We start from the raw sequence: 17886 nt of genomic DNA on the forward strand, positions 1-17886 counted from the left end.
ATGACCACGCAGTCCACCCTGCAGTCCGTCCCTGCCCTGGGCACGCACCCGGCGTCCGGCTCGAACCCGAGCCGCGCCGAGACCCGGGAGCAGCTCTCCAAGGCGTCGTACGACCTTCTCGTCATCGGCGGCGGCATCCTGGGCATCTCCACGGCCTGGCACGCCGCGCAGTCCGGCCTCAGGGTGGCTCTGGTCGACGCCGGCGACTGGGCCGGCGCCACCTCCTCCGCCTCCTCCAAGCTGCTCCACGGCGGTCTGCGCTACCTGCAGACCGGCGCGGTGAAGCTGGTGGCGGAGAACCACTTCGAGCGCCGTGCGGTCTCCCGTCAGGTGGCCCCCCACCTGGCGAACCCGCTGACCTTCTACCTCCCCGTGTACAAGGGCGGTCCGCACGGTGCCGCGAAGCTCGGCGCGGGCGTCTTCGCCTACTCGATGCTCTCCGCGTTCGGTGACGGTGTCGGCCACCTGCTCTCCCCCGCCAAGGCGGCGGCGGACGTGCCGGAGCTGCGCACCGAGAACCTGAAGGCCGTGGCCGTGTACGGCGACGACCAGATGAACGACGCGCGGATGGCGCTGATGACGGTCCGCGCGGCCACCGAGGCGGGCGCGGTCGTCCTCAACCACGCCGAGGTGACCGGTCTGCGCTTCACCAAGGGCCGGGTGACCGGTGCCGAGCTGCGCGACCGCCTCTCCGGCGACGAGTTCGGTGTGAACGCCCGTCTGGTGCTGAACGCGACCGGCCCCTGGGTCGACCACCTGCGCCGCATGGAGGACCCGAATGCCGCGCCGTCGATCCGCCTGTCGAAGGGCGCGCATCTGGTCCTGAAGCGCACCTCCCCGTGGAAGGCCGCGCTCGCCACGCCGATCGACAAGTACCGCATCACCTTCGCCCTCCCCTGGGAGGACATGCTGCTGCTCGGCACGACCGACGAGGAGTACGAGGGCGACCCGGGCGAGGTCGCGGTCGACGACAAGGACATATCCCAGATCCTCGACGAGGCCGCGTTCTCCATCCGCGACCAGCAGCTGAACCGCGATCTGATCACCTACGCGTTCGCCGGTCTGCGGGTGCTGCCGGGCGGCCCCGGCGACACCGCGAAGGCCAAGCGCGAGACGGTGGTGACCGAGGGCAGGGGCGGCATGCTGTCGGTCGCGGGCGGCAAGTGGACGACGTTCCGCCACATCGGCCGCACGGTGATGCAGAAGCTGGAGTCCCTGCCGGGCCACCCGCTGGGCGAGGACTTCGAGCCGATCTCCTCGCTGCCGAAGAAGCTGCCGCTGCCGGGTGTCGCCAACCCGCGCGCGGTCGCCCACCGCCTGCTGGTCGACGGCCCGGCGCCGGGCCCGCGCATGGCCGCGGACACCGCCAGGCACCTGGCCACGCACTACGGTTCGCTGGCCTTCGACATCGCCCGGCTGGCCAACGACAACCCCGAGCTCGCCGAGCGCGTCCACCCCGACGCCCCCGAGATCTGGGCCCAGGTCGTCTGGGCCCGTGACCACGAGTGGGCCGAGACCGCGGACGACGTCCTGCGCCGCCGCACCACCCTGACGATCCGCGGCCTCGCCACGGACGAGGTGCGGGCCAGGGTCCAGGACCTGCTCGACAAGAAGTAGGACCGATCAAGGATCGACGGCCGGACGGTCCTACGACATGGAAGGGGCGGCTCCCCGCACAGGAGCCGCCCCTTTCACACGCCCAGCAGCACCTCGCCCAGGCGGCGCCAGGACGGCAGCGAGGAGCCGCCGGGCGGGGTGCCGATGACCTGGACGGCCACATGGTCGGCGCCTGCCTCCAGGTGGCCGTGGAGCTTGGCGGCGACGGATTCGGGGGTGCCCCAGAAGACGAGGTCGTCGACGAGGCGGTCGCTGCCGCCGCCGCTGCGGTCGTCCTCGGTGTAGCCGAGCCTGCGGAACTTGGCGAGGTTGTACGGGGTGTCGAGGTAGGGCGTCAGATGCTCGCGGGCGATCGCGCGGGCGGTGCCGGCGTCGGTCTCCAGCAGCACGGCGTGCTCGACGCCGAGGAAGGCGTCGGGGCCGAGGAGGTCGCGGGCCTCAGCGGTGTGGGCCACGCTGACGTGGTAGGTGTGGGCGCCTGCGGTGCGGTCGCGGGCGAGTTCGAGCATCTTGGGGCCGTAGGCGGCCAGCAGGCGCCGTACCGGGGACTTCGGGGCGGCGGTGGGGGCCGGCTGGAGCGCGTCCATGGCGTCCAGGTAGGCGGCCATGGCGGCCAGGGGCCTCACGCCGGGGCGGGGTGTGCCGCCGAAGCCGAGGCCGAGGACGTGCCGGTCGGGGTGGGCGTCGGCCAGCAGCAGCGCGCCGCCCTGGGCGGTGCGGGCCTCGCGGGCCCAGATCTGGGCGATGCCGTTGACCACGTGCAGACGGTCGGTGGCGGCCAGCAGCTGTCCGGCGAGGGTCAGCGCCTCGCGGCCGCCCACCTCGGGGAACCAGACGGCCCGCCAGCCGAGTTCCTCCAGCTCGCGTGCCGACTCGCGGATCCGCGCGAGGGGTTGGTGCTCGAAGTCGAAGGTGTAGATACCGAAGGTGCCGAGGTCCAGTCCGTCGATCATCGCCATGGATCGAAATATCGCAGATTCTCGATATGATGCGCAAGCATGATGAAATCCCGTGTCGTGCAGGGGAGTTGCGCTACAGCGTCCGGCCGAGGGCCGCGATCAGCTCGACGATGCGCTGCTCGTCGCGCTTGTAGTGGGTCCACTTGCCCACGCGTGTGGCCCGCACCAGACCGGCCCGCTGGAGTTCGGCCAGATACGCGGAGACGGTGGACTGGGCCAGACCGGCCTTCTCCTGGATGTGGCTCACGCACACACCGACCTCGGCGGGGTCGGCGACGGCCCGGTCCAGCGGGAAGTGCCGCTCGGGCTCGCGCAGCCAGGCCAGCAGCTGCAGCCGCACCGGGTTGGACAGCGCCCGCAGCGCACCGACCAGCTCGGGATCGGGTGTGGTCGCAGGGTCCGCCATGGGTCCGGAGTATAGGTCGCGGCCCCGGCGAGGCGATTCGGCCTTGGAGATCCTGTGATCGTCGTGGGGTGTTCGTGGGTGGCGAACGGGGCAGTGATCCGTTCACTCCCCTGTGCAAGGGGGCTGCGGGCGCCCCCGCCGCACGCCGTAAGGTTGGGACGTCAAGCGAGGGCACGTCGGAAGGAGGCGCTGGGTGATCGAGCTCGAGGGGGTTCCCGAGCTGATCGACCCGGTCATGGTGGCCGCGTTCGAGGGCTGGAACGATGCCGGCGACGCCGCCTCCACCGCGGTCGCGCATCTGGAGAGGGAGTGGAAGGGCGAGGTGTTCGCGGCGCTGGACGCCGAGGACTACTACGACTTCCAGGTGAACCGCCCCACGGTGTTCATGGACGGCGGCGTGCGCAAGATCACGTGGCCGACGACAAGGTTGTCGGTGGTCCGCGTCGGCGGCGAGAAGCCGCGCGATCTGGTGCTGGTGCGGGGCATCGAACCGTCCATGCGCTGGCGCTCGTTCTGCAACGAACTGCTCGGTTTCGCGCACGAGCTGGGCGTGGAGCTGGTGGTCATCCTGGGCGCCCTGCTCGGTGACACCCCGCACACCCGGCCGGTCCCGATCAGCGGCACCACGTCCGACCCGGACCTGGCCCGCCGGATGGACCTGGAGGAGACCAAGTACGAGGGCCCGACGGGCATCGTCGGCGTCCTCCAGGAGGCGTGCACCCACGCCGGTGTGCCCGCGGTGTCGCTGTGGGCGGCCGTACCGCACTACGTCTCGCAGCCGCCGAACCCCAAGGCGACGCTGGCGCTGCTGAACCGCCTGGAGGACCTGATCGACGTGCGCATCCCGCTGGGCGAGCTGCCCGAGGACGCGCGCGCCTGGCAGGTCGGCGTGGACCAGCTGGCCGCGGAGGACAGCGAGGTCGCCGAGTATGTGCAGACGCTGGAGGAGGCCCGGGACACCGCGGAGCTGCCGGAGGCGTCGGGCGAGGCGATCGCCCGCGAGTTCGAGCGGTATCTGCGGCGCCGGGACGGCGGCGGCACGGCGGGCGGGCACGCGGACGGCGACGGCACCCCGTACCGCAAGGACTCCGGGGCGCGGCCGCCGAAGCCGCCGAAGCCGGGCGGCACGGACGACGGGGACGCGTCGGAGGACTGAACGAAACAGAGGGGGCGGTGCACCGGGCACCGGGCCAAGCGGAAGGGGCGGTGCACCGGGCACCGCCCCTTCTGTCCTGTGTCACACCTGGTCCACCGCCACCACGTCGTAGTCGGTGTCGGGGGTCGGCGTCACATCGAAGCGGGCGTTGGGCAGATAGAGGCGGTCGCCCCAGGCCGCGGCCGTCGTCGGGATGCGGAAGAGCCGCTCGTCCTCGATGCGGGTGATCAGGGTGCCGCGGGTGCCGGCCTCGTCCAGCCGGAACACGTCGATCGCGTTCTGCCGCTGCTGCACGGCGTAGAGGATGCGGCCGAGCAGCAGCAGGCCGTCGCCGTGGGGCAGCAGCGCGCCGCCGAGGTCGACCGCGCGGGCGATGCCGGTGCGCGGGTCGACCCGCATCAGGGTGCCGCCCCCGGCGAAGGCGTTCACCACGAGCAGGGCGCTGCCGTCGGGGGTGCGTTCGATGCCGTTGGCGGTGAAGTCCGGGCCCTGCTCCCAGTCCCCGCCGAGCGGCACGGGCCGGGCCTGCCCAGGGGCGTTGCGGGCGTCCAGGGCCAGCCGGTACATGCGGGGCTGGAAGGAGTCGGTGAACCAGGCGGCTCCCGGCGTGAGGACGACGTCGTTGACGAAGGTGCCGCCCACGGGCACGATCCGCTCGACCTCGCCGGTGCGGGCGTGGACCGTGCGCAGCTCGCCGCTGGGGCCGCCGGCCAGGAAGAGCCGGCCGTGGCGGTCGCTCTTGAGGCCGACCGTGGGGTGGCCGGTGCCGAGTCCGGTACGGATGACGGTGCCGCGGCCCGTGGGGAGGTGGATCCGGTAGAGGTCGCCCTGCCCGAGGGAGCCGCAGTAGGCGTACGGGCCGGGGCCGATGGCGATGCCCTCGGGCCGCCAGCCGTTCGGCAGCGGTATCCGCTCGGGCCAGGGGTGCCGGGGTGTGCCGGCGGCGTGGGCGGTGCCGCCGGCGAGCGCGGTGGCCGACAGGGCCGCGGCGGCGGTGAGCAGGTGCCGGCGGGTGGGATGCGCTAAGGCCATGGTGCTTCCTCGTGCCGAGGGACCGGTCGGGGACCGGTCGCGTGGTCGTCAGGGGCTTTCACCCCATCACAGGACCGGCGTCCGCACAGCCCCATCGGCCATGACTGTTCGTCACCGCAGCGATGACGAAAGGCGCTTCCTCCCCTGGCCTGCGGGAGAAAGCGCCCTTCCTGACGTGCGCGGGGAACTACAGGGCCACGCCCAGCAGCGCGTCCACCGCGCGCGAGACCACGCCGGGTGCGCCGATGTCGGTGCCGCCCTCGGACTCCTGGCGGGCGACCCAGCGGTCGACGGCGGCGAGCGCGGCCGGGGCGTCGAGGTCGTCGGCCAGGGCCTCGCGGATCTCCTCGACCAGGGCCTCGGCGGGTGGGCCGTCGGGGCGGGAGACCGCGGCGCGCCAGCGGCCGAGCCGGTCGAGGGCGTCCTTCAGGACCTGGTCGGTCCACTCCCAGTCGGCGCGGTAGTGGTGGGCGAGGAGGGTCAGCCGGATGGCGGCCGGGTCGACGCCGTCGCGGCGCAGCTGGGAGACGAAGACCAGGTTGCCCTTGGACTTCGACATCTTCTCGCCGTGCAGGGCGACCATGCCGGCGTGGACGTACGCCTTGGCCATGGGGAACTCGCCGGTGAGCACCTGGGCGTGCGAGGCTCCCATCTCGTGGTGCGGGAAGGCGAGGTCGGAGCCGCCGCCCTGGACGTCGAAGCCCATGCCGAGGTGGTCGAGGGCGATGGCGACGCACTCGATGTGCCAGCCGGGGCGGCCGGGGCCGAGGGAGGCGCCGTCCCAGCTGGGCTCGCCCTCGCGGGCGGCCATCCACAGCATCGGGTCGAGCGGGTTCTTCTTGCCGGGCCGCTCGGGGTCGCCGCCGCGCTCGGCGGACAGCAGCCGCATGGCGGCGGCGTCGAGGTGCGAGACCTGCCCGAAGTGCGGGTCGGACTCGACGGAGAAGTAGATGTCGCCGTCGAGCTCGTAGGCGGCGCCCATGTCCCGCAGCCGCTCGACGAGCGGCACGATGCCGGGTATGGCCTCGACGGCGCCTATGTAGTGCTGCGGCGGCAGCATCCGCAGGGCGGTCATGTCCTCGCGGAAGAGGGCCGTCTCCTTCTCGGCGAGGGCGACCCAGTCGATGTCGTCGCGCTTGGCCCGCTCCAGGAGCGGATCGTCGACGTCGGTGACGTTCTGGACGTAGTGAACCTGCCGCTTGGTGTCCAGCCAGACGCGCTGGACGAGGTCGAACGCGTTGTAGGTCGCCGCGTGCCCCATGTGGGTGGCGTCGTACGGCGTGATGCCGCAGACGTAGAGGCGGGCGACGGGACCGGGCTCAAGGGTGACGAGCCCACCGGTCGCGGTGTCGTGGATCCTCAGGTCGCGGCCCTGACCAGGCAGGGCGGGGACCTCGGAAGCGGGCCAGGCATGCATGCATCGAGCCTAACCGGACTGTAGTTCCGGATACGAACCGGAGGACGACGGTTGGCCGGGAAGGCGCTCTTGTGCCTCTGCCCGCGATGTGCTCATACCGGCGGCCAGGGGATGGCCGGCCAGTCCCCGCCGGGTTCGGGGTGGGTGCCGCCGGCGAGGAGGGCGTCCACGCGCGCGCGGGTGGCGTCGATCTCGGCGGGGGTGATCAGCCCGGTGAGGCGTACGGCGAGGGGGGCGCCGGGCGCGAGGGAGTCCTTGAGCCCCTTCAGGACCGTCACGGCCTCCTCGGGCAGCGGCTCCCCCGCCCAGCCCCACAGCAGGGTGCGCAGCTTGTTCTCGACGTGGAAGCAGACGCCGTGGTCGATGCCGTAGAGCCGGCCGTCGGCGGTGGGCAGCAGATGGCCGCCCTTGCGGTCGGCGTTGTTGATCACCGCGTCCAGCACGGCGAGCCGACGCAGCCGCGCGTCGTCGGCGTGCACCAGCAGCGCGGTGCGGCCCTGGCCCACCTCGGCGAAGCCGATGGCCTTCCAGCCGGGCTCGGGTTCCTCGCCGTCGACGAGGGCGAGCAGTTCGGCCTCGGCGGTCGCCTCGATCCACAGCTGGACCATGCCCTCGCCGTACGGGCCGTCGCGCAGCACGGTGGGCGGGATCAGGTGCCAGCCGGTGGCCTCGGAGACCTCGTAGGCGGCCACCTCGCGGCGGGCGAGGTCGCCGTCGGGGAAGTCCCACAGGGGGCGTTCCCCGGCGATCGGCTTGTAGATGCAGGCGGTCTCCCGCCCTTCGTGGGCCAGGGTGCAGTACAGCGCCGCGTTGGATGCCTCGCGCAGGCGTCCGCGTACGGTCAGCTCGCCGCGGGCGAGCAGCTCCGCCGGTGTCATGCTCCGCGGCGGTATCCGTTCTGGCGCGGACATACGTGTCCTTCCGGGTCGAGCGGCAGGCTGCACAGCGGGCAGGGCGGCCGGCCGGCGTTGACGACGTCCAGGGCGCGCTTGGCGAAGGCGCGGGCCTGCGCCCCGGTGAGTCTGACCCGGAGCATCGGGGGCCCGTTCTCCTCGTCCTGGAGGAGTCTCTCCTCGGCCTCGGCGAGGTCCTCCTCGGAGTCGGCGTCGAGCTCCACGAGGGCCTGCGCCTCGACGATCATGCGCTGCTCCTCGCCGTCCCAGGCGAGGGCCATGGTGCCGACCCGGAACTCCTCCTCGATGGGGGTGTCGAGGGGGGCGGTGTCGGCGATCTCCGCGGGGGCGACGGCCGGCACGGCGGCGCTTCCGCCGCTGCGGCGCACGACCTCGTCGAGCAGCTCGTCCATGCGCTCGGCGAGCGCTGCGACCTGGGTCTTCTCCAGAGCCACACTGGTCACCCGGGAGCCGGCGGTGGCCTGGAGGAAGAAGGTACGGCGCCCGGGCAGTCCGACCGTACCGGCCACGAAGCGGTCCGGGGGGTCGTAGAGGAACACCTGACGGGACACGTCCAGCTCCAAGAATCGTGGTTGTCGGTCGCGGTCCTACCGTGACCGCTTCACCCTACTGCGGCCGACGATCACGGTGCGCCCGCACCGCCCCCGACCGTCGCCTGGTCGCCCGGCGGTTCCTCGCGCGGGACGAGGGAGGCGAAGTCGCCGGTGTCGCCGAGGCGGACGAGGAACGGTCGCAGCCGGGTGTAACGGATCGCCGTGATGGAACACGGTTCGACGGAGATCCGCTGGAAGAGGTCGAGATGAAGTCCGAGAGCGTCGGCGACGAGGGACTTGATGATGTCGCCGTGGGAGCACATGAGGTAGACGGCGTCGGAGCCGTGGTCGCGTTCCACGCGCGCGTTCCACTCGCGTACCGCCTCGGCGGCGCGGTGCTGCATGGCGCGCATGGACTCGCCGCCGGGGAAGGCGGCCGCGGTGGGGTGCGCCTGGACGACCTCCATGAGGGGCTCGTCCTTGAGCTCGGCGAGTTTGCGGCCGGACCAGTCGCCGTAGTGGCACTCGCCGATGCGGTCGTCGGTGTGGGGGGTGAGGTGGGGGCGGGCGTCGAGCAGCGGCCGGATCGTCTCCTGGCAGCGCTGCAGGGGGCTGGTGACGATCTCGTGGAGGGGCAGTTCGGCGAGGCGTCCGGGCAGGGCGGCGGCCTGCTCTCGGCCGCGCTCGTCGAGGGCGACGCCGGGCGTCCAGCCGGCGAGCAGTCCCTCGGTGTTGGCGGTGGAGCGTCCGTGCCGGACCAGGAGGAGGGTGGGCATGCCGCCCAGGGTAGGCATACGAACGGGTGCGGTGGCGGGCGGACGAAGGGAGAATGCGCAGCGTGATCGTCGACTGCGCCATCTATCGCGACGGGCGGCGGGCCGAGGGCCCGTCCGACCTGTCGGACGCGCTGACGGAGGCGCGGGCGGCGGGCGGGTTCGTGTGGATCGGTCTGCACGAGCCGTCGCCGCAGGAGTTCGACCTGGTCAGCGAGGAGTTCGCGCTGCATCCGCTGGCGGTCGAGGACGCCTTGAAGGCGCATCAGCGGCCGAAGCTGGAGGTGTACGAGGACTCGCTGTTCCTGGTCCTGAAGCCGGTGGTCTACGAGCCGAAGAGCGACACCGTCTCCTCCGGCGAGGTGATGATCTTCCTTGGGGACGGTTTCGTGGTGACCGTGCGGCACGGCGGGGGCTCGCCGCTGGCGGCGGTGCGGCGCCGGCTGGAGGACGAGCCGGAGATGCTGGCCAAGGGGCCCACGGCGGTGCTGTACGCGGTCACCGACGCGACCGTGGACCACTATCTGGAGGTCGCGGACGAGCTGCAGACGGACCTGGAGGAGCTGGAGGCGGAGGTGTTCTCGCCGGAGCGCGGGGGGTCGCGGCACACGGCGTCGCGGATCTACACCTTCAAGCGGCAGGTGCTGGAGTTCCGCCGGGCGACCGGGCCGCTGGCGCTGCCGCTGACCAAGCTGGCGGGCACGGGGGCGTTCGGGCTCGCGGTGCCGTTCGTGAACAGCAAGGCGCAGCCGTACTTCCAGGACGTGAGCGACCACCTCACGCGCGTGAACGAGTCGGTGGAGGGCCTGGACCGGCTGGTGTCGGACATTCTCTCGGCGCATCTGGCGCAGACGAGCGTCCGGCAGAACGACGACATGCGGAAGATCTCCGCGTGGGCGGCCATGGCCGCGGTCCCCACGATGCTGGCGGGGATCTACGGCATGAACTTCGACCACATGCCCGAGCTGCACTGGGAGTGGTCGTATCCGGCGCTGATCGTGCTCATGGCCGCCCTGGAGGTGCTGCTGTACCGGCTGTTCAAGAGCCGGGGGTGGCTGTAGGTCCCCCGGTTCAGGCGAACTCGGGTGCGGCGTCGGCCGGTCCGCCGAGGGCGTCGCGGCGCTCGGGCGTCTCCAGCGTGACCATCCGGCGCCAGCCCGCGACCCGCTCCCAGGCGTAGACGGCGTGGATGCCGGCGGCGAGCACGGCCGACTTGGCCCGGGACCAGCCGAGGATGCGGCCCATGTGGGCCATGACGGCGAGGCTGACGTCGCGGTAGATGCGGATCTCGGCGAGCGCGGACTCGCGCAGGGTGCGCTGGATGGCACGGCCGTGGCCGGCGCGGGCGAAGCGCAGCAGTTCCTCGTGGCAGTAGGCGAGGTGGTTGTCCTCGTCGGCCGAGATCATCCTGACCGCGCGGCCGATGTCGGGGTGGTCGGCGAAGTGCTTGCGCAGCAGGTCCATCTGCTCGGAGGCGCGCTGTTCGGTGACGCGGCTGTGGGAGAGGTAGACGACGATGTCCTGCACGGTGAGCGGTTCGTCGCCCTTGAGCTTGTCGTGGGCGAGGCCGATGCCGTTCTTCTCCAGGAGCATCGTGTAGTCGGTCTCGGGGGGTACGGGGACGGGGCGCAGGCCGCGCTTCTTCAGCAGGGCGTTGAAGATCCGGCCGTGCTTGTCCTCGTCGGCGCCGTGCCGGGTGATCTTGGGGGCGAGGTCGCGTTCGCTCGCCGGGACGAGGGCGGCGATCCTGGCGTTCTCCCAGCCTCCCTGCGACTCGCCGCTGGCGGCGATGGAGCAGAACAGCCGGAACGACTCGTCGTGGTCGAGGATCTCCTGGAAGAGACTCTTGGCCGAAAGCATCTGAGGCACCTCTCCGCTCTCTGCTGGGTGCGCGGGGTTCCGCAGTCGCAGGTATCCGCAGAGAACGAGTCAAATGGGCCGTCAGGGGTGCTGCAACACCTGTGTCGGACAACTCCGCCGAAAGAAGGACGCGCCCGGTCGCGCCGGAGGCGTAACCCGCGCCCGGTCCCGCGCGTTGTTCTGCACGACGGCCGTGGCGGGGAAGACCCCCGAGCCCCCACCACGGCCGCTGAAATCCCCCTCCCGTTCCTGGGCGCTACGCCAGTCCGGCGCGCTCCAGCGCCTCGACGCCCGCGCGCAGGGAGGCGAGGCGGTCGTCCAGGGTGAAGCCCGCGGGGGCGAGGGTGAGGGTGGTGACGCCGGCGGCCGCGTAGGCCCTCATCCGGTCGGCGATGCGGTCGACGGAGCCGAGCAGCGTGGTCCGGTCGATCAGCTCGTGCGGTACGGCGGCCGCGGCGCCCTGCTTGTCGCCGGAGAGGTACTTGTCCTGGATCTCGGCGGCGGCCTGCTCGTAGCCCATGCGCCGGGCGAGCTGGTTGTAGAAGTTCTGCTTGCGGCTGCCCATGCCGCCGACGTAGAGGGCCGTGTAGGGGCGGAAGGCGTCGGCGAGCGCGGGCACGTCCTTGTCCTCGCCGACGGCGAGGGGCAGCGTCGGGCAGACGTCGAAGCCGTCGAGGGTCTTGCCGGCCTTCTCGCGTCCGGCGCGCAGATGGCGGATCGCGGTCTCCTCCAGGTGGTCGGCGGAGGGGAAGATCAGCAGGGCGCCGTCGGCGATCTCGCCGGTCTGCTCCAGGTTCTTGGGGCCGATCGCGGCGATGTAGAGCGGGATGTGCTCGCGCTGCGGGTGCACGGTCAGCTTGATCGGCTTGCCGGGGCCGCCGGGCAGCGGCAGCGTCCAGTGCTCGCCCTCGTACGACAGCCGCTCGCGGGTCATGGCCTTGCGGACGATCTCGACGTACTCGCGGGTGCGGGCCAGCGGCTTGTCGAACTTGACGCCGTACCAGCCCTCGGAGACCTGCGGTCCGGAGACGCCGAGGCCGAGGCGGAAGCGGCCGCCGGACAGGGAGTCGAGGGTGGCGGCGGTCATCGCGGTCATCGCGGGCTGGCGGGCCGGGATCTGGAAGATGGCCGAGCCGACGTCGATCCGCTCGGTCTGCGCGGCGACCCAGGTGAGCACGGTGGCGGCGTCCGAGCCGTATGCCTCGGCGGCCCAGCAGACGGCGTAGCCGAGGCGGTCGGCCTCCTGGGCGACGGCGAGGTTGTCGGCGTCCATTCCGGCACCCCAGTAGCCGAGGTTGATCCCGAGCTGCATGCCAGATCCCCTTACTGATCAGTAACGTCCGTGTGCCGGAGACACTAGCGGACCGGTGCCCACCGGGGCAGGGGTGCGCCACGACCGCCGGGGCGCCGCCGCGATCGCCGGGGACCGGTTGTCCACAGGCACCCACGCGACAGGTTCTGGCCAGTAATCTCGGCGTTCATGGAGCAGAGGCATCTCGGCCGCACCGGCCTGCGTGTGTCCCGTATCGGTCTCGGCACCCTGACCTGGGGCAGGGACACCGACGAGCATGACGCGGCGGACCTCTTGAAGACGTTCTGGGAGGCGGGCGGGACCCTCGTCGACACCGCGGACGTGTACGGCGACGGGGAGGCGGAGTACCTGCTCGGGCGCCTCATAGAAGGGCTGGTGCCGCGCCGGGATCTGGTGATCTCCACCAAGGCGGGCAGCGTGCCGGATCCGGACCGGCGGTTCGACGGCTCCCGCGGTCATCTGCTCGCCGCGCTGGACGCCTCGCTCGCCCGGCTCGGCACGGACTACGTCGACGTGTGGCACGTCCACGCCTACGACCCCTCCACCCCGCTGGAGGAGACCCTCCAGGCCCTCGACCTCGCGGTCGCCAGCGGACGCGCGCGCTACGCGGGCGTGTCCAACTTCTGCGGCTGGCAGCTCGCCAAGGCGGCGACCTGGCAGCTGGCGGCGCCGGGGGCGCGGACCCGGCTGGCCAGTACGCAGATGGAGTACTCCCTGCTCCAGCGCGGAGTGGAGCGCGAGGTGCTGCCGGCCGCGCTGGACCTGGGCATCGGGCTGCTGCCCTCCTCGCCGCTCGGGCGCGGGGTGCTCACCGGCAAGTACCGGGGCGAGGCCGTGCCGCCGGACTCGCGGGGGGCCTCGGAGCATCTGGCCCCGTTCGTCGAGCCGTATCTCGACGACACCGCGAGCCGGATCGTGGACGCGGTGAGCACGGCGGCGGACGGGCTCGCGGTGACCCCGCTCCAGGTGGCCCTGGCGTGGGTGCGGGACCGGCCCGGAGTGGCCGCGCCGATCGTCGGCGCGCGCAACGCGCAGCAGCTCACGGCGGCGTTGTCAGTGGAGGCGCTTAGTCTTCCTGACGAGATCTGCCGGGCGCTGGACGATGTGTCGGCGCCCGTGCACCGCTATCCCGATCACGACTGGAGCACGCTGTGAGCACGGAGCCGGAGACCACCGAGGACACCGCGCCGGAGACGCCATCCGCCGCGGCGGCGGGGGCCGAGGTGGCTGCGGAGGTCTCGGACACGGCCGAGGACGGTGCCGAGGCGGCCGCCGAGGGCGCGGGGAGCGCGTCCGGGGAGGCCGCGGGCGAGGCCGGTGAGCCCGTCGGAGAGGCGGCCGAAGGGGACGGCATGGCCGGGGAGACCGCGGGCGAGGCCGGTGAGCCCGTCGGAGAGGCGGCCGAGGGGGACGGCGTGGCCGGGGACGGCGTGGAAGGGCCGTCCGCCGACGGCGTCTCCGCGGGGGACGGTTCTGTCGGTGAGGGCGCGGGGCAGCTGTCCGAGGCAGAGGCCGAGCTGGCGGCGCAGCGGCTGGAGCGGGAGCGGATCGAGCGGCGGAAGCAGGCCAGGCAGGGGCCGGTCGACGCGGGGGCGAAGCTGAGCGGCAAGGCGGCCGATCTGCTCGCCGCCGTGCGCGCGGTGGAGAGCGGCGCCAAGCCCCCGGCCGGGGTGTTCGGCGAGCCCGAGCCGCCGCGTCGGCCCGCGGTGCCCGAACCGGTACGGCGACCGCAGCCGGTGCCCGCCCCGCCCGAGCCCGCGGCGGCGGCGCCCGCGGCGGAGACGGTCGAGGGCGTGCGGGGCGTCCTGCGCGAGGGCGGGGCGCCGCAGGCGCTGGCCGTCCAGGTCGCGGCAGTGCTCGGGGAGGCCGCCCAGGAGTCGCTGCGCGCGGACCCCTGGCAGTTGCTGCGGGTCGCCGGGGTGCGGCCGGAGCAGGCCGACGGGTTCGCCCGCGCGCTGCTCGGCGCAAAGTGCGGGCCGGACGACGAGCGGCGCGGCCGGGCGCTGACGGGCTGGCTGCTGGAGCAGGCCGCGCTCGCCGGGCACACCGCCCTGGAGCTGCCCGCCCTGACCGCGGCGCTGGCCCAGCGGGGCGTGCCCGATCCGGACGCGGCCGTGCAGAGCGCCCTCGCGGAGGGCGAGGCCCTGGCCTTCCAGGACGCCCTGGACGAGCCCGGCGCCGCCCCGGCCGAGGTCGAGGAGGGCGACGAGGAGAACCGCCCGGTGCGGGTGCTCGTCGGCCTGGAGCGGTACGCGCTCGCGGAGGAGAGCCTTGCCGACGGGCTGGCGCGGCTGATCAACTCCGCGCCGAAGCAGGACGGTTCGGCCGAGGCGTGGGAGGAGGCCGCCGCGGCGGCGCGGGGCTCCGCCGCCGAGCTGATCCGCGCGGTGGCGGGGCACGCGCTGGTGCTGCACACCGGCGGCGAGGCGTCCCGCGCCGAACCGGCGGTCCTGCTGCGCGCGGCCCACGGGCTGGGCCTGCGCGCCTGGGCGGCCACCCACAGCCCCGTCGGCCGCGCCCGCTTCGCCGCACTGCTGGAGGCCGCCGGAGCCGAGGGCTCTCGCCCCGCTCCCGACGGTCCCGGTGTCTGCACGCTCGCCGGGCTGCTGTCCGGCGGCGAGGGACCGGGCCGGGACGCGGACGGGGCGTTGGATCTGGATCTGCTCGTCGTGCTCGACGCGCCGCAGCTGGACGTGGAGACGGCGGCGCTGCTGACCGAGTCGCTGCCGGACGGGGCCCGTCTGGTGCTGGCCGGTGATCCGGGCGTGCTGTGGTCCGCGGGGCCGGGGCGGGTGTTCGCCGATCTGCTGGGCGCCCGGGTCTGCCCGCAGGTCGCCTCGCGCCGCCCCGACCCGGGCCCGCTGGGCGAGTTGGTGTCGGGCATCGGCATCGGTGAGCTGAATCAGGTCGAGGCGCCCGGCAAGGAGATCGTCATCGTGCCGGTGCGGGACGCGGGCGAGGCCGTGCACCGCACGGTGCAGCTGGTCGCGGACTCCGTGCCGCGCGCGATCGGCGTGCCCGCCGAGCAGACGGTGGTGATCACGCCGGGCCATGGCGGCGCCGCGGGCACCCGTGCGCTCAACGCCGCGCTCAAGGAACGGCTCAACCCCGGCCCCGGCCGGTTCGGCGGCTTCGACCCCGGCGACCGGGTCGCCTACTCCCCCGTGCCGGGCCGCACCCTGCCGGGTCACGTCGTCAAGGCCGACGCCGACGGGCTGCATCTGTCCTGTGCGGGCGAGGCGGTCGTCGTGCCGAGGGAGCGGGTGGAGCAGACCGTGCGGCACGGCTGGGCGCTGACCGCGCACCAGGCGGTCGGCGGCCGCTGGCCCGCGGCGGTCGTGGTGCTGCCCGGCGACGCCGCGCAGGCCCTGAACCGGCCGTGGGTGTACACGGCGTTCGGCCGGGCCGAGCGTCATCTGTCCGTGGTCCACGGCGTGGAGCAGGCCCTCCCCCGCGCGGTCGCCGAGGTGCCGGCCAAGCCGCGCACGACCCGGCTGCCGGTGCTCCTGGCCACCCAGGCGGCGGCGCGGGACTGAGACCCGCCGCACACCTGACGACGGCGGCGGTCACGGGGCCGAGCGATCCCCGCGACCGCCGCTGTCAGCGTTCGGCGTCCAGCCGCTCCAACTCCTCGTCGGCGTCATAGTCGTAGTCGCCGACCTCGTCGACCTCGTCCACGTCGTCGATGTCCTCGATCTCGTCGGCCCCGTCCTCCAGGTCCTCGACCTCGTCGAGCACCTCGTCGTCGGGATCGTCGTCCTCGGACTCGTCGTCGAAGACGGCGCTGACGTCGAAGCGGCAGATCACCCGCTGCGGGTCGACGTGGTCGAACGGCGTCTCCAGCCACTCCCCCGGCTCGGCCGGCTCGTCGGCGGCGGTCAGCCAGAGGGTGGAGTCGCCCTCCTCCAGGCCGAACTCCTTGTGCCGGCTGGCGATCTCGTCGGGTTCGTACTCGCCGAACAGGATGCTCAGCGCGCCCGGCACCGTGCCCGCGGCCTCCGCGTCGTCGTGGTCCGCCGCCTCGACCCGCTCGGCCTGGGCCAGCAGCCGCTGCGGCTCCACCACGGCGTAGTCGCGGCGGATCAGCACGCTCAGGGCGTTCGGCTCCTCGGGGCCCTTGTAGGGCGGTGCGGAGTCGGCGCCGGGGATCTCGAAGGGCGTGACCTCGTCGTAGCGGTCGTAGAGCAGTTCGTCGTACACCTCTGCGGCCGCGGCCAGCTGGTTGAACGCCTCGTAGACGGCCGGGTCCTCGTCCCCCGACCGGCGTTCGACCGCGGCCAGGTGGCGGTCGAGCGCGGTCTTGACCGCCTCGGCGGCGGCGCGTACCTCGGCAGCGGTGGGCTGCGCAGCATCAGACATAGTGCAGACGCTATCCGTACCTGGCCCCAGCCCGCACAATAGATGCGATGCCGGAATACGAATTTGTCGACGTGTACGTGCCGCGCGGGGTCTCCCGCAAGGAGGCGGCACGTCTGCTGACGGACCATGCCGAGTACGGACACTGGGAGTTGTACCGCCTGAGCCTGATGCGCGACGGCAGCCGCAGGGTGCGGTTGCGGCGGCGGATCATCCGCCAGGTTCGCGCCACCTGGTGAGCGGAAAAAGGCGGAAACGGAGCGGGCCCCGCATCACGCGGGGCCCGCTCCGTCTGTGAGAGATGTGATGTGTGTTACGCCGACCTGCGCGCCCTGCGGTAGAGGACGGCGCCGCCGAGCACGGCTCCGGCCCCCAGCGCGGCGGCCGCGCCGACGGGCAGTTCGCTGCCGGTGGAGGCCAGCTGGTCGAGCCCCCGGGGCTGCTGCGGAACCGAGTGGGCCGCAGGCTGGTTGACGGTCGGCCGGCCGTCCGGGGTGCGGTCGCCGGGGACCGTCGGGCGCTCGCCGGAGGCCGGCGGCTGTTCGCCGGTCGACGGCGGGGCCGGCGGCACATTGCGGTCGACGGGCGGGTGGGACGTGCCCGGGCCGGGCGGCGTGCCGTACCCGTCGTCGGGCGGCGTGCCGTAACCGCCGTCGTCCTGCGGCGGGGTGTGCGCGTTGCCGCAGTCGTTGCCGAACGCCGGGTTGCCGACGCCGACGACGTTCACGCTGTTGCCGCAGGCGTTGACCGGCGCGTCGACGGGCGCCTGGACGTGGTTGCCGGAGCCGACGCCCGGCGAGTCACCGGTGCTGCCCTCGGCGCCGGAGCCGCCGGACTGCGATCCGCCGCCGGAGCCGCCGGAGCCGCCGCCGGACGGGCCGCTGTTGTTGGTGCACGAGTTGCCGTACGCCGGGTTCAGCGCGCCGACGACGCTGACGGTGTTGCCGCAGACGTTGACCGGCACGCTGACCGGTGCCTGCGCCGAGTTGCCCGACGCCACGCCGGGCGAGTCGGACGCGGAGCCGCTCGCCCCGGAGGCGGCGTGCGCCTGCGCGCCCGCGGCGGCGATCACGCCGGTGGCCGCCGCCACGGTCAGGAGGCCCTTGCGGGTGGCCTGTCGCATATACGGATCCCTGCCTTTCGTGAAAGACGCTTTCGTGAAAAAGACGCGGCAAAGACCGGTCGGCCCCGGAGCGCATGGCGCGCGCTCCGGGGCCGACGGGGGTGTGGGACGCCCCTCAGCAGGTGGGCGTCAGTCGTTGACGCAGGTGTTGCCGAAGGCGGGGTTCAGCAGGCCGATCACGTTGACCGTGTTGCCGCAGACGTTCACCGGGATGTGCACCGGCACCTGAACGACATTGCCGGACGCGACACCCGGGGAGTGCACGGCGGCACCCTGGGCACCCGCGTCGGCAACGGCCAGGCCCGCGCCCGCGAGAACCAGCCCACCAGTGGCAGCCGCAGCAGCGACGACCTTCTTGATCATTATTCCTCCTTGTTGGCAATGCGATCCCAACCTCGGATCGCAACACCAGTAACGAGAAGGGCTGA

General features: G+C 73.1%; 18 protein-coding genes. 6 read left to right on the top strand and 12 right to left on the bottom strand.

All coding sequences use genetic code 11. The features are described from left to right. A complete protein-coding gene (locus ACSU6M_RS06700; RefSeq protein ID WP_437067871.1) occupies window positions 1-1617 on the top strand; it encodes an FAD-dependent oxidoreductase in 1617 nt (538 codons plus the stop codon). Between the two features lie 74 nt (window positions 1618-1691). Here the strand turns inward: ACSU6M_RS06700 and ACSU6M_RS06705 are convergent, their stop codons facing one another. Both ACSU6M_RS06705 and ACSU6M_RS06710 read right to left on the bottom strand, forming a co-directional pair. Next, complete coding sequence (locus ACSU6M_RS06705) at window positions 1692-2576, bottom strand: TIGR03620 family F420-dependent LLM class oxidoreductase (protein ID WP_437067872.1); 885 nt, start codon at window positions 2574-2576, stop codon at window positions 1692-1694. 73 nt (window positions 2577-2649) lie between these two features. After that, entirely contained in the window at window positions 2650-2982 is a 333-nt protein-coding gene (locus ACSU6M_RS06710) for an ArsR/SmtB family transcription factor (RefSeq protein ID WP_437067874.1), read from the bottom strand. Window positions 2983-3175: 193 nt separating this feature from the next. On the opposite strand from ACSU6M_RS06710, the gene ACSU6M_RS06715 reads away from it, so the two are divergent. After that, complete coding sequence (locus ACSU6M_RS06715; protein ID WP_437067875.1) at window positions 3176-4138, top strand: PAC2 family protein; 963 nt, start codon at window positions 3176-3178, stop codon at window positions 4136-4138. A gap of 81 nt (window positions 4139-4219) precedes the next feature. On the opposite strand, the gene ACSU6M_RS06720 is transcribed toward ACSU6M_RS06715, so the two are convergent. The 5 genes from ACSU6M_RS06720 to ACSU6M_RS06740 form a co-directional block, all read right to left on the bottom strand. Next, window positions 4220-5170, bottom strand: coding sequence for an SMP-30/gluconolactonase/LRE family protein (locus tag ACSU6M_RS06720; protein ID WP_437067876.1), 951 nt, complete (start codon window positions 5168-5170; stop codon window positions 4220-4222). 187 nt (window positions 5171-5357) lie between these two features. Further along, entirely contained in the window at window positions 5358-6587 is a 1230-nt protein-coding gene (gene mshC / locus ACSU6M_RS06725) for a cysteine--1-D-myo-inosityl 2-amino-2-deoxy-alpha-D-glucopyranoside ligase (protein WP_437067878.1), read from the bottom strand. Between the two features lie 92 nt (window positions 6588-6679). Continuing rightward, complete coding sequence (locus ACSU6M_RS06730) at window positions 6680-7498, bottom strand: SCO1664 family protein (protein WP_437067879.1); 819 nt, start codon at window positions 7496-7498, stop codon at window positions 6680-6682. After that, window positions 7462-8052 carry a DUF3090 domain-containing protein gene (locus ACSU6M_RS06735; RefSeq protein WP_437067881.1) on the bottom strand — a complete coding sequence of 197 codons (591 nt, stop codon included), beginning with the start codon at window positions 8050-8052 and terminating at the stop codon, window positions 7462-7464. Before ACSU6M_RS06735 ends, ACSU6M_RS06730 begins: the two co-directional genes overlap by 37 nt. Before the next feature lie 71 nt (window positions 8053-8123). Then, window positions 8124-8810, bottom strand: coding sequence for a histidine phosphatase family protein (locus ACSU6M_RS06740; protein ID WP_437067883.1), 687 nt, complete (start codon window positions 8808-8810; stop codon window positions 8124-8126). A gap of 62 nt (window positions 8811-8872) precedes the next feature. Between ACSU6M_RS06740 and ACSU6M_RS06745 the strand changes: the two genes are divergently transcribed. Then, on the top strand, window positions 8873-9868 hold the full coding sequence (locus tag ACSU6M_RS06745; RefSeq protein ID WP_437075030.1) for a magnesium and cobalt transport protein CorA: 996 nt from the start codon (window positions 8873-8875) through the stop codon (window positions 9866-9868). Between the two features lie 10 nt (window positions 9869-9878). On the opposite strand, the gene ACSU6M_RS06750 is transcribed toward ACSU6M_RS06745, so the two are convergent. Together ACSU6M_RS06750 and ACSU6M_RS06755 are read right to left on the bottom strand one after the other, a co-directional pair. Then, complete coding sequence (locus tag ACSU6M_RS06750; RefSeq protein WP_437067884.1) at window positions 9879-10667, bottom strand: ferritin-like domain-containing protein; 789 nt, start codon at window positions 10665-10667, stop codon at window positions 9879-9881. A 256-nt stretch (window positions 10668-10923) separates the two neighbouring features. Beyond that, window positions 10924-11979, bottom strand: coding sequence for an LLM class F420-dependent oxidoreductase (locus ACSU6M_RS06755; RefSeq protein ID WP_437067885.1), 1056 nt, complete (start codon window positions 11977-11979; stop codon window positions 10924-10926). A gap of 168 nt (window positions 11980-12147) precedes the next feature. Between ACSU6M_RS06755 and ACSU6M_RS06760 the strand changes: the two genes are divergently transcribed. Together ACSU6M_RS06760 and ACSU6M_RS06765 are read left to right on the top strand one after the other, a co-directional pair. After that, entirely contained in the window at window positions 12148-13134 is a 987-nt protein-coding gene (locus ACSU6M_RS06760; protein WP_437067886.1) for an aldo/keto reductase, read from the top strand. Continuing rightward, a complete protein-coding gene (locus tag ACSU6M_RS06765; protein WP_437067888.1) occupies window positions 13131-15515 on the top strand; it encodes a helix-hairpin-helix domain-containing protein in 2385 nt (794 codons plus the stop codon). Before ACSU6M_RS06760 ends, ACSU6M_RS06765 begins: the two co-directional genes overlap by 4 nt. A 64-nt stretch (window positions 15516-15579) precedes the next feature. On the opposite strand, the gene ACSU6M_RS06770 is transcribed toward ACSU6M_RS06765, so the two are convergent. Beyond that, entirely contained in the window at window positions 15580-16338 is a 759-nt protein-coding gene (locus ACSU6M_RS06770; protein WP_437067889.1) for a hypothetical protein, read from the bottom strand. Window positions 16339-16385: 47 nt separating this feature from the next. Here ACSU6M_RS06770 and ACSU6M_RS06775 point away from each other — a divergent pair, with 47 nt between their 5' ends. Continuing rightward, window positions 16386-16574: a DUF5703 family protein gene (locus ACSU6M_RS06775; RefSeq protein WP_437067891.1), complete on the top strand. Its 189-nt coding sequence runs from the start codon at window positions 16386-16388 to the stop codon at window positions 16572-16574. A gap of 74 nt (window positions 16575-16648) precedes the next feature. Here the strand turns inward: ACSU6M_RS06775 and ACSU6M_RS06780 are convergent, their stop codons facing one another. Further along, entirely contained in the window at window positions 16649-17458 is an 810-nt protein-coding gene (locus ACSU6M_RS06780; protein ID WP_437067893.1) for a chaplin family protein, read from the bottom strand. Window positions 17459-17587: 129 nt separating this feature from the next. Beyond that, window positions 17588-17821: a chaplin ChpH gene (gene chpH / locus ACSU6M_RS06785; protein WP_437067894.1), complete on the bottom strand. Its 234-nt coding sequence runs from the start codon at window positions 17819-17821 to the stop codon at window positions 17588-17590. Window positions 17822-17886 lie beyond the last annotated feature (65 nt).

Origin of the sequence: Streptomyces sp. enrichment culture (genome assembly GCF_964272895.1) — a bacterium.
GTDB lineage: Bacteria > Actinomycetota > Actinomycetes > Streptomycetales > Streptomycetaceae > Streptomyces.

Coding starts and splice junctions, on each gene's coding strand:
- ACSU6M_RS06705 (WP_437067872.1), bottom strand. CDS start 2,576: ATGGCGATGATCGACGGACTGGACCTCGGCACCTTCGGTATCTACACC.
- ACSU6M_RS06720 (WP_437067876.1), bottom strand. CDS start 5,170: ATGGCCTTAGCGCATCCCACCCGCCGGCACCTGCTCACCGCCGCCGCG.
- ACSU6M_RS06740 (WP_437067883.1), bottom strand. CDS start 8,810: ATGCCCACCCTCCTCCTGGTCCGGCACGGACGCTCCACCGCCAACACC.
- ACSU6M_RS06730 (WP_437067879.1), bottom strand. CDS start 7,498: ATGTCCGCGCCAGAACGGATACCGCCGCGGAGCATGACACCGGCGGAG.
- ACSU6M_RS06760 (WP_437067886.1), top strand. CDS start 12,148: ATGGAGCAGAGGCATCTCGGCCGCACCGGCCTGCGTGTGTCCCGTATC.
- chpH (WP_437067894.1), bottom strand. CDS start 17,821: ATGATCAAGAAGGTCGTCGCTGCTGCGGCTGCCACTGGTGGGCTGGTT.
- ACSU6M_RS06755 (WP_437067885.1), bottom strand. CDS start 11,979: ATGCAGCTCGGGATCAACCTCGGCTACTGGGGTGCCGGAATGGACGCC.
- ACSU6M_RS06775 (WP_437067891.1), top strand. CDS start 16,386: ATGCCGGAATACGAATTTGTCGACGTGTACGTGCCGCGCGGGGTCTCC.
- mshC (WP_437067878.1), bottom strand. CDS start 6,587: ATGCATGCCTGGCCCGCTTCCGAGGTCCCCGCCCTGCCTGGTCAGGGC.
- ACSU6M_RS06770 (WP_437067889.1), bottom strand. CDS start 16,338: ATGTCTGATGCTGCGCAGCCCACCGCTGCCGAGGTACGCGCCGCCGCC.
- ACSU6M_RS06750 (WP_437067884.1), bottom strand. CDS start 10,667: ATGCTTTCGGCCAAGAGTCTCTTCCAGGAGATCCTCGACCACGACGAG.
- ACSU6M_RS06780 (WP_437067893.1), bottom strand. CDS start 17,458: ATGCGACAGGCCACCCGCAAGGGCCTCCTGACCGTGGCGGCGGCCACC.
- ACSU6M_RS06700 (WP_437067871.1), top strand. CDS start 1: ATGACCACGCAGTCCACCCTGCAGTCCGTCCCTGCCCTGGGCACGCAC.
- ACSU6M_RS06710 (WP_437067874.1), bottom strand. CDS start 2,982: ATGGCGGACCCTGCGACCACACCCGATCCCGAGCTGGTCGGTGCGCTG.